Raw genomic sequence first — 10,820 nt, 5'->3', positions numbered from 1 at the left:
AGGAGATAGATCATGCTCGTCGGTCATCAGCCCAAGGAATTCCTGCTCGCGGTCTCCGGACTGACGGTTTCCTTCGACGGCTTCAAAGCCGTCAACGACCTCTCGTTTTACATCGAGGAGAACGAGATCCGCGTCATCATCGGCCCCAATGGGGCCGGCAAGACCACGGTGCTCGACCTGATCTGCGGCAAGACCAAGGCGACCGAAGGCTCGATCCAGTTTCGCGGTACCGAGCTGACCAAGCTGAAGGAAAACGAGATCGTCAAGGCCGGCGTTGGCCGCAAGTTCCAGACGCCGTCGGTGTTCGAAGACCTCACCGTGTTCGAGAATCTCGAGATCTCGTTTCCGCGCGGCCGCACCGTCTTCGGCTCACTCACTTTCCAGCGTGACCAGCCGGTGAGGTCACGCGTCGGAGAGGTCGCCGAGATGATTTTCCTCAATGACAAGCTCAACACCTATGCCTCCGAGCTCAGTCATGGCCAGAAGCAATGGCTCGAGATCGGCATGCTGCTGATCCAGGACCCGGACCTGCTGATGCTCGACGAGCCCGTCGCCGGGATGAGCGTGTCCGAACGCACCAAGACCGCCGAGCTGCTCAACCGCATCATCAAAAACCGCTCGGTGCTCGTCATCGAGCACGACATGAAGTTCGTCGAGGACATCGCGCACAAGGTCACCGTGCTTCACCAGGGCCAGATCCTCTCGGAAGGGACCATGGAGAAGGTGAAGAACGATCCCAAGGTCGTCGAAGTTTATCTCGGTCACTAAGGAGCGCGACGATGCTGGCTATTTCTGATCTTCACGTCGCCTACGGTCAGAGCGAGGTGCTGCACGGGCTCAACGTCAAGGTCGCGCCCAACGAGATCGTGGCGATCATGGGTCGCAACGGCATGGGCAAGACCACGCTGATGAAATCGCTGATGGGCATTTTGCCTACGAAGAGCGGCTCGGTGACCATGGAGGGCGCCGAGCTCGGTGCCTTGCCGAGCTACGCGCGCGTCGCCAAGGGCCTCGCCTACGTGCCGCAGGGCCGCATGATCTTCTCCACCATGACGGTGAAGGAGAACATCGAGACCGGCCTCGTGGTCTCCGGCGGAGCCGAGGTGCCCCGCGACATCTACGAACTTTTTCCGGTGCTGCTGGAAATGAAGGATCGTCGTGGCGGCAATCTCTCCGGCGGCCAGCAGCAACAGCTCGCGATCGCTCGCGCGCTGGCGACCAAGCCAAAAGTGCTGCTGCTGGACGAGCCGACCGAAGGCATCCAGCCGTCGATCATCAAGGAGATGGCGCGCACGCTCAAGCGCATCCGCGACGAGAAGGGGCTTTCGATCGTCGTGTCCGAGCAGGTCCTGAGCTTCGCGCTCGATATCGCCGACCGTGTGCTGGTGATCGAGAACGGCGAGATCGTCCGCGACGATCCGCGCGACGCCGTCGATGCTGCGCAGGTTTCGAAATATCTGTCCGTCTAGCCAACCGTATAAAAGGGGAGCATCTCGATGCCAGAGACACTGATCAAGGTCGATCTCACCAAGTCGGCCTATGAAAATGACATGGTGCATAACCGCTGGCACCCCGACATTCCGATCGTAGCCTGGGTCAATCCCGGCGACGATTTCATCATCGAGACCTATGACTGGACCGGCGGTTTCATCAAGAACAACGATTCCGCCGACGACGTGCGCGACATCGATCTGTCGATCGTGCACTTCCTCTCCGGCCCGATCGGCGTCAAGGGCGCCGAGCCCGGCGACCTGCTCGTCGTCGACCTGCTCGATGTCGGTCCGATGAAGGAGAGCATGTGGGGCTTCAACGGCTTCTTCTCCAAGCAGAATGGCGGCGGCTTCCTCACCGACCATTTCCCGCTGGCGCAGAAGTCGATCTGGGACATCAAGGGCCTCTACACCTCGTCGCGGCATATTCCGGGCGTCAACTTCGCCGGCCTGATCCATCCCGGCTTGATCGGCTGTCTGCCCGATCCGAAGATGCTGGACACCTGGAACAAGCGCGAGGCCGAGCTGATCGCGACCAACCCGACCCGCGTGCCTGGACTGGCGAACCCGCCATTCGCGCCGACCGCTCATGGCGGCCGCGCCAAGGGTGACGTCAAGGACAAGATCGGCGCTGAAGGCGCACGTACCGTGCCGCCGCGTGAGCATGGCGGCAATTGCGACATCAAGGACCTCTCGCGCGGCTCGAAGGTCTACTTCCCGGTCTACGTGCCGGGTGCCGGTCTCTCGATGGGCGATCTGCACTTCAGCCAAGGCGACGGCGAGATCACCTTCTGCGGGGCGATCGAGATGGCCGGCTGGCTGCATCTGAAGGTCGAGGTGATCAAGGACGGCATGGCGAAGTACGGCGTCAAGAATCCGATCTTCAAGCCGTCGCCGATCACCCCGAACTACAAGGACTATCTGATCTTCGAAGGCATCTCGGTCGACGAGGCCGGCAAGCAGCATTATCTCGACGTCACCATCGCCTATCGCCAGGCCTGCCTGAATGCGATCGAATATCTGAAGAAGTTCGGCTACTCCGGCGCCCAGGCTTATTCGATCCTCGGCACCGCACCGGTTCAGGGCCACATCTCCGGCGTGGTCGACGTGCCCAACGCTTGCGCCACATTATGGCTGCCGACGGAAATCTTCGACTTCGACGTGATGCCGTCCTCGGCGGGTCCGATCAAGCACATCAAGGGCGATATCCAGATGCCGATCTCGCCGGACAAGTAATCCCTGCGCGACGGGATGCGGGACGGCGTATCTGCCGCCCCGCATCCGCCGCGGCAGTTCTCTCACAGACAACAGCGTAGGGATGATTGCGATGCCGGTCTATGAATATCTCTGTGACGATTGCGGTCCGTTCAAAGACATGCGCCCGATGGCCGAATGCGACGATCCGCAGGTCTGTCCGCAATGTGAAATCATGGCGCCGCGCGTCATTCTGACCGCGCCGAATTTCTTCTGCATGCCCTCGGAAAAACGAAAAGCTCACGCCGTCAACGAGCGCAGCACGCACGCGCCGCAGACGCTGGCGCAATACAAGGCCTCGCACGGTCCCGGTTGCGGCTGCTGCTCCACGGGCAAGAATTCGTCAAAAAACTCGTCGGACAAGAAAAAGCCGGCGCGGCTGGTGACCAAGACCAGGAGCGGTGCGAAGGGTTTTCCCACCGCGCGGCCCTGGATGATCAGTCACTGATTCACGCAACAATCTCAAACACAGTAGAGGAGCAATTCAATGCTTCACGGTGACATCTCCAGCAGCAACGACACCGTCGGCGTCGCGGTGGTCAACTACAAGATGCCCCGCCTGCACACCAAGGCCGAGGTGCTCGATAACGCCCGCAAGATCGCCGACATGGTGGTGGGCATGAAGACCGGCCTTCCCGGCATGGATCTGGTGATTTTCCCGGAATACTCCACCCAGGGCATCATGTACGACTCCAAGGAGATGTACGAGACCGCTTGCGCGGTGCCCGGTGAAGAGACCGCGATTTTTGCGGAGGCCTGCCGCAAGGCCAAGGTGTGGGGCGTGTTCTCGCTGACAGGCGAGCGCCACGAGGAGCATCCGAACAAGGCGCCCTACAACACCCTGATCCTGATGAACGACAAGGGTGAGATCGTACAGAAGTACCGCAAGATCATGCCGTGGGTGCCGATCGAGGGCTGGTATCCCGGCAATTGCACCTATGTCTCCGACGGCCCGAAGGGGATGAAGGTCAGCCTGATCATCTGCGACGACGGCAATTTCCCGGAGATCTGGCGCGACTGCGCCATGAAAGGGGCCGAGTTGATCGTACGCTGCCAAGGCTACATGTATCCGGCCAAGGAGCAGCAGATCCTGATTTCAAAGGCGATGGCGTGGGCCAACAACGTCTACGTCGCGGTCGCCAACGCCGCCGGCTTCGACGGGGTCTATTCCTACTTCGGTCACTCCGCGATCATCGGCTTCGACGGCCGCACCCTCGGCGAGTGCGGCGAGGAGGACTACGGCATCCAATATGCCCAGTTGTCGAAGCATCTGATCCGCGATGCGCGCCGCAACGGCCAGTCGCAGAACCATCTCTACAAGCTGGTCCATCGCGGTTACACCGGCATGATCAATTCCGGCGAAAGCCCGCGCGGCGTCGCCGCCTGCCCCTATGATTTCTACAAGAACTGGATCGCCGATCCCGAAGGCACAAGGGACATGGTCGAGGCGATGACGCGCGCGACGCCCGGGACCGCCGAATGCCCGATCGACGGCATCCCGAATGAAGCGGCGCCGTCGAATTACTGAGCCACGATGGCTCTGACATCGGCGTCGATGTGAACCACCATACACGTGCGTGGACACTCTGACGCAGGCCCATGTGCGTAGAATGCGAATTGTGTCTCGCAAAAGCGTGGCGCGGTTGCAACATCACCCGCTGAATCAACCCCGGTTGTGTCCCCGACGGCCGATTCCATGGATTCCGTAGTTTCACGGAGGGAACTGGTCGCCTAATTTGGCGGCGGCGCGGCTGGGAGCGCCGGTGACAAGGGGCGTTGGGGTGGAATTTCGGTCGCCATCGAGCGGGCAGAGCCGGCTGCGCGTGGGTGCGGCCGCGTCGTCCGTCGTTGCGATGCTGTTCGGCCTCTGCCTGTCGACGGACGCCGTCCAGGCGCAGCAGGTATTCAACGGATCGCAGACCACGCCGAACGGCGTCGTCAACGGCGGCGGCGGTGTATGGGACAACACCACGACCAACTGGACGGATTTCTTCGGTTCGGTCAGTACGGCCTATGATCCCTTGTCAGCCGGCACGCTGTTCGGCAGTAGCGTTCCCTCGACGCCCGCAACGGGCGGCACGGTGACGGTTACGCCGAGCGGAGTGCAACTCACGAGCCTCGTGGGCTTTGACCTCACCGGCGACGGTTCGGTCTACACCATCCAGGGCGGCGACCTCCGGCTGGCCTCGGGCGGCACTACATTTGATACCAACGATGTCACCGGCACGGCGGACCCATCGGCCGTGATCAGCTCACGCATCGTCGGCAGCGGCGGGATCAACGTTCAGGGACCCGGTATTCTAGCGTTGCTCGGCGCCAACACCTATACCGGCGGCACCTTCATCTGTTCGTGTGCGGCGTTGCAGCTTGGCGACGCGACGCATACCGCGAGCATCGTCGGCGCGGTCGTCAATGACGGGCTCTTCAGTGTCGTCAATGCCGATACGTCGGGCATCACGTCGCTCTCGAACAGTTTCTCCGGCACGACGCAGTTCCTCAACGCGACCTCCGCCAGCTCGATGGTGATCACAAACAACGGCCTGATCTATTTCGGAGATCCATTGGGGGGTGGGACCGACACCGCCACGGCCGGCCGCGCGACCATCGTCAATGATGGCGGCTTGATCGGCTTCTTTGGCCGGACCAATGCGGGCACGGCCACCATCACCAACCAGAATAACGGAGGCACCGCGTTTGCTGAGCAATCCTCGGCCGCGTCAGCTACGATCCTGAACAAGGATTTCGGTGCCACCGTATTTGGTACGCCGTTCGGAACCGACACGGCGACCGCGGGCAGCTCAACGATCATCAACGAGGCTGATGGCCTCACCAATTTCGCGGCGTTCACGACGGCCGGCAATGCCACGATCATTACCAAGGACGGTGGCGAGACCGATTTCTATGACAATTCCACCGGTGGTAACGCACGCTTCATCACCACAGGCACGGGCATCGTGGACTTCGGCAACAGCATCGGACCGAACAGCGACGGCCGCATCACCGCCGGATCGATCGAGGGCAGCGGCTTCTATTACATCGGCGGCGGCAACACCCTGGTCGTCGGCGGCAACAATCTTTCGACGGAGGTCAGCGGCGTCATCGGCGATTTCAATCCCTGCGGTTGCGGTCCCGCAGGCCCCGGCTCACTTGAAAAGGTCGGCAGCGGCACCCTGACCCTTTCGGGTACAAACACCTACACCGGTACCACGACGGTGAATGGCGGCATCCTGCGGGTCGATGGTGATATCTCCCAATCGATCCTGACCACGGTGAACGCGGGCGGCGCGCTGTTCGGCGCCGGAATCGTCGGCAACACCGCAATCGCTGCTGGAGGCATCTTCGCGCCCGGCGACGGCAGGCCGGGTTCGAGCATGCTGGTTCTGGGAGACCTCGCCTTTCAGTCCGGTGCGGCCTACGTCGTGCAGGTCGGCAGCGGAACTACCGCGAGCTTTGCCAATGTTTTCGGCAACGTCACCCTGAGCGGCACCGTCGGCGTCTCGCTATATGCTGGCAGCACCGTGTTACCGCAATACAAGATCATGCAGTTTTCCGGCTCGGCCACCGATAACTTTGCCGGTGTCGCCGCTCCCGGGGGCCTTATCGGCACGACGACCGTCGATCCCGCCGGCGCTGTCTATCTCAATTTCACACTGGACTATGGTGCGAAATACGCTCTCAACGTCAATCAGAAGAATGTCGCCACGACTCTTCAGAATTTCTTCAACGCCAATGGCGGCCTGAGATCCGAGTTTGCGGGCCTCGGTCCTAACGGCCTGACGCAGGCGTCCGGCGAGTCGGCGACGGGTTCGCAGCAGGCGACCTTCAACGCGATGAACCTGTTTCTCAGCCTGCTCACCGACGTGTTTGGCTCGGGGCGTAGCGGCGCACCGGGTGCGACGCCACTCGCGGATGAGTCGAACGCGTATGCCGCGACCGGCAAGGGCTCACGCGACAAGAACGCACGCGACGCTCTTGCCTCGATCCATAGCAAGACGCCGCCGACGAGTTTCGAACAACGCTGGGACGTGTGGGCGGCCGGCTATGGTGGCTCGCAGACCACCGACGGCAATGCCGGCCTCGGCTCAAACAACACCAGCAGCAGCGTCTACGGCACCGCCGTCGGCCTCGACTACCGCTTCTCGCCGTCCACGATCGCCGGCTTCGCGCTTGCGGGCGGGGCGACCGGCTTCAACGTCAACGGACTCGGCTGGGGCCGCTCCGACCTGTTCCAAGCCGGCGCCTTCGTGCGGCATACGGCGGGATCGGCCTACATAACGGCCGCGCTGGCCTATGGTTGGCAGGACGTCACGACCAACCGCATCGTCACCGCCGCCGGCGTCGACCAGTTGCGTGCGCAGTTCAACGCCAACGCGCTCTCGGGCCGTATCGAGGGCGGCTATCGCTATGCCTCGCAGTGGATCGGCCTCACGCCCTATGCGGCGCTCCAGGCCACCGTGTTCAGCCTTCCGAGCTATTCGGAGTTCGCTGTGGTCGGCAGCAACGTCTTCGCGCTGAATTATGCCGCCAAGGACGCGACCAGCACCCGCACCGAGCTCGGCCTGCGCGCGGACAGGTCATTTGCCGCAGCCGGCGGCCTGATGACCCTGCGCGGCCGCGTCGCCTGGGCACATGACTACAATCCGGATCGCACCGTCGGTGCGGTCTTCCAGACGTTGCCGGGATCCGCGTTCGTGGTGAACGGCGCCGCCCAGGCGCACGATTCCGCGCTGACCACAGCGGCAGTGCAGATGAGCTGGATGAACGGCTGGTCTGCGTCGGCGACTTTCGAGGGGGAGTTCTCGAATGTCACCCGCTCTTACGCCGGCAAGGGCGTCGTCCGCTACGCCTGGTAGGCGCTACCGTTTCTGCTGCGCCGGCTTGCGCGGCGGGCGGGGAGCGGCGGCCGGTGTGGGTGTCCCGCTCATCTTGTTGGCGGCCTCGCTGACGTCGAGCAGCGAGCGACGGATGTCTTCGAGGAAGTTCGCCGATTTCTTCCTCATGGTATCGGCGAGCTCGTGCAATCCCTGGATCTTTTCGAACAGTTCATCCGCCTTGCCGTCGGCAAAGCCGGGCACTACGCCTTCGATCTTTGTGACCGCCTTGTCGAAGCCCGCGAAGGCGCTGTCGACCTTGGCCATGACGGAATCGATTTCGCCGCCCTTGCTCCGGAGATCGGCGGTGTAGTTCTCGAACGTGCGCAGGCCCTCCTTGATCGCCGGGGCGTTGCTGACGATGGTGAGGTCGACACTATGAAGGGTGTCGACGATGGATTCGGCGTCGCTGAGATCGGCGGTCAGCACGGGGACGCCGTCCGAGTCCAGCGGCACTGGCGGCGCCGAGGGCGCGCCGCCGATCAGCGAGACCGCGGCGACGCCGGTGAGACCCTGGAACTCGATGCCCGCGACCGTGTCCTTGCGGATCGGCGCGGTATTGTCGAGCATCACCAGCGCCACGACCTTGCGCGGATTGTCCAGCTTGATCGACACGATCTGGCCTGCGGGAACACCGTCGAAATTGACCGGCCCGCCGCGGCGCAATCCGCTGGCGGAGCCGCCCTCGAATACCACGCGCAACTGGCTGCGGCTTTGGAGGGTGCGCCATTTCTGCACGCCGAGCACGCCGCCGAACGCCACGGCGATCACCGCCAGCGTCGCCGTTCCGATCACCAGATTGCTCGCGCGTGCCATGCCGGGGTGATTTTACGGCCAAAACGGGGAAGTTGGAAGCAGCCCGGAAGAGGCTGTCGGCGGCAATGTTAGGCTTGGCGGGTTAACGACTTATCCGGTGTTGCTCGAAGAGCGAAGGCGGAAGCGCAACGACGATCCGCCCTCAGCGACATCAATGCCCAGCGGCGCGCTTGGCCGCAGCATTGTTCAGCACGATCAGGGCATCGACGGCGAGGCCTGTTTTGGCATTGATCAGGAAGGGATTGACGTCGATCGAGGCGATCCGGTCACCAGCATCCGCGATCAGGTTGGAGAGGCCGACTAGGGCCTTCACCGCGGAGGCCTCGTGCAAGGCCGGCTTGCCCCGATAGCCGCGCATCTTGATACCGGCCTTGGTGCGGCCGATCAGGAGCCGGGCCTCGTCCTCGTCCAGCGGCGCACCGGCGAGCGCGACGTCCTTCATCAGCTCGATGTCGATGCCGCCGGTGCCGAACAGCACGACCGGGCCCATCTCGGCATCGAGGGAGGCGCCGACCACGAGTTCCAGATCGGCCTTGACCTGTTGCGCGATCAGGATGCCGTCGAGATTCGGCTTGCCCTTCAACTTGTTCACCCGCGCGGTGATGTCGGCGAACGCCTTCTTCACCTCGGCCGCGCTGGTGAGATTCAGCACCACGCCGCCGATATCTGATTTGTGCAGGATCTCGGCGCTGACGACTTTGGCCACGACTGGGAAGCCGATCTGCTTGGCAATCTTCACGGCCTCGGCTGCCGTCTGTGCGATTGCCTCCTTCGAGATCGGGATGCTATAGGCCTTCAAGAGCTTCTTCGAGGCGACCTCGTCGAGCGCGGCGCCGGTTGCCGATTTCAGCGCCTTCTCCAGCACGGCACGCGCGGCGGGCTTCGAGCTGGAGACGATGTCGGAGACTTCCTTGCGCAGCTTGGCGTAGTCGAGCAGCGACTTGATCGCAGTCACCGCGCGATCCATGCCCTGCATGACCGCAAGATGCGGCAGCGATTTGCGCAAGCTCTTGGTGAACTCGGTAAAGCCGATCGACATCGCGCTGATATAGATCACCGGCTTGCCGGCCCGGCTCGCCATCTCGTCGACGATGCGCAGATTGCGCTCGCGCAGCTCGTGCGGCGCTTTCGGCAGCTCGGCATCGATGATGACGATGTCGATATCGGGGTCGTCGATCATGAGTCCGATCGTTTTCATGTAGACGGAGGGATCGACCACCGCGGCAAAGCCAGCGTCGAGCGGGTTGCCGACGATCGAGCCCGGCCCGAGCATCTTTGCCAGCTCCGAACCGACGTGCGAGCTGAGCGGTGCAAAATTCAGGCCTTCTGCATCGAAGGCGTCGATCAGCATGCCGCGCTTGCCGCCGGATAGCGTCACTGCAGCGAGCCGGTCGCCCCTGGGCACAGCGGCGTGGACGAAGCATTCGGTGGTCTCGATCAGTTCGTCGAGCCCGCCGACCCTGATGACGCCTTCGCGCGTTGCAATGGCATCGAATGTCTCGATCGAGCCCGCGAGCGCGCCGGTGTGTGCCATCGCCGCCGCGCGGCCACCCTCGGACGCCCCGAGCTTGAGCGCGATCACCGGTTTGCTCGCGGCGCGGGCCGCCTTACAGGCGTCCCGGAATGCCTTGGTGTTGCGCACGCCTTCGAGGTACACCACGATCACCTTGATGCTCGGATCCTCGGCGAAATAGCGCATCAGGTCCGGCGTCTCGAGCCCGGCCTCGTTGCCGGTCGTCACCATGTAGCCGACCCCGACGCCGCGATCTTCCAGGGCCTGGCGGATCGCCATGACGATGGCACCGGATTGTCCGGCAATCGCCACCGCGCCCTGTTCCATGGTGACGATACGGTCGTCGATATTGGTGAAGAGCTTTTCGCCGGCGCTCAAATTGCCGAGGCAGTTCGGGCCGGTGACCGCCAATCCCGTCTCGCGCACGGCCGCTTGCAGTTCGGCGGCGAGCTTCTGGCTTTCCTCGTCCTGCAACTCGCTGAAGCCCGAGGTGACGATGGTGGCCGAGCGCGCGCCGGCCGCGGCGGCATCGCGGATCACCTGCACGGCAAAGCGCGCCGGGACCAGCACCAGCACGTGGTCGGGCTTTTCCGGGAGGCTTGCAAAGTCCTTGTAGCAGGGGACACCCCAGACGGTGTCGCGTTTGGCATTGACCGGATAGAGCCCGCCTTCGTAGCCGTATTTGACCAGATTGTTCCAGATGCGCTCGGCATAGTTGCCGGGCTTGTCGGTCGCGCCTACCAACACGATGTTGCGCGGATGCAGCATGGCGTGGATGCCCTTGACGATGTCGCTGGCATCGGGCGGCGGAGACCATGGGCGCGCTGAAGCGGAGGCGGCAGATACGCGAGCTTCCATGGTGTGACCTCACCTGTT

The 10,820-nt window shown here is 63.0% G+C and carries 8 protein-coding genes; 6 read left to right on the top strand and 2 right to left on the bottom strand.

The window, feature by feature from the left end; all coding sequences use genetic code 11:
* The first annotated feature begins 12 nt into the window (after positions 1 to 12).
* From urtD to IVB47_RS20930, 6 genes are all read left to right on the top strand, one after another.
* Positions 13 to 768, top strand: a complete 756-nt coding sequence (urtD, locus tag IVB47_RS20955) for an urea ABC transporter ATP-binding protein UrtD (RefSeq protein WP_247463870.1) — start codon at positions 13 to 15, stop codon at positions 766 to 768.
* An 11-nt stretch (positions 769 to 779) separates the two neighbouring features.
* Positions 780 to 1,469 carry an urea ABC transporter ATP-binding subunit UrtE gene (urtE, locus tag IVB47_RS20950; protein WP_247463866.1) on the top strand — a complete coding sequence of 230 codons (690 nt, stop codon included), beginning with the start codon at positions 780 to 782 and terminating at the stop codon, positions 1,467 to 1,469.
* Between the two features lie 27 nt (positions 1,470 to 1,496).
* Positions 1,497 to 2,726 carry a formamidase gene (gene fmdA, locus IVB47_RS20945; protein ID WP_247463862.1) on the top strand — a complete coding sequence of 410 codons (1,230 nt, stop codon included), beginning with the start codon at positions 1,497 to 1,499 and terminating at the stop codon, positions 2,724 to 2,726.
* A gap of 91 nt (positions 2,727 to 2,817) precedes the next feature.
* Entirely contained in the window at positions 2,818 to 3,192 is a 375-nt protein-coding gene (locus tag IVB47_RS20940) for a zinc ribbon domain-containing protein (RefSeq protein ID WP_247463860.1), read from the top strand.
* A 39-nt stretch (positions 3,193 to 3,231) separates the two neighbouring features.
* On the top strand, positions 3,232 to 4,272 hold the full coding sequence (locus tag IVB47_RS20935) for an aliphatic amidase (RefSeq protein ID WP_247285232.1): 1,041 nt from the start codon (positions 3,232 to 3,234) through the stop codon (positions 4,270 to 4,272).
* 325 nt (positions 4,273 to 4,597) lie between these two features.
* Positions 4,598 to 7,597: an autotransporter domain-containing protein gene (locus IVB47_RS20930; RefSeq protein ID WP_247464074.1), complete on the top strand. Its 3,000-nt coding sequence runs from the start codon at positions 4,598 to 4,600 to the stop codon at positions 7,595 to 7,597.
* Positions 7,598 to 7,600: 3 nt separating this feature from the next.
* On the opposite strand, the gene IVB47_RS20925 is transcribed toward IVB47_RS20930, so the two are convergent.
* Both IVB47_RS20925 and IVB47_RS20920 read right to left on the bottom strand, forming a co-directional pair.
* Positions 7,601 to 8,431 carry an MlaD family protein gene (locus tag IVB47_RS20925; protein ID WP_247357538.1) on the bottom strand — a complete coding sequence of 277 codons (831 nt, stop codon included), beginning with the start codon at positions 8,429 to 8,431 and terminating at the stop codon, positions 7,601 to 7,603.
* Positions 8,432 to 8,582: 151 nt separating this feature from the next.
* Positions 8,583 to 10,802: an acetate--CoA ligase family protein gene (locus IVB47_RS20920; RefSeq protein WP_247463858.1), complete on the bottom strand. Its 2,220-nt coding sequence runs from the start codon at positions 10,800 to 10,802 to the stop codon at positions 8,583 to 8,585.
* Positions 10,803 to 10,820 lie beyond the last annotated feature (18 nt).

This window comes from Bradyrhizobium sp. 62, from assembly GCF_023073035.1.
In the GTDB taxonomy this organism is placed as follows: Bacteria; Pseudomonadota; Alphaproteobacteria; order Rhizobiales; family Xanthobacteraceae; genus Bradyrhizobium.
The sequence above is the reverse complement of the archived record's forward strand: the minus strand, read 5'-3'. Positions and strand labels throughout refer to the sequence as shown.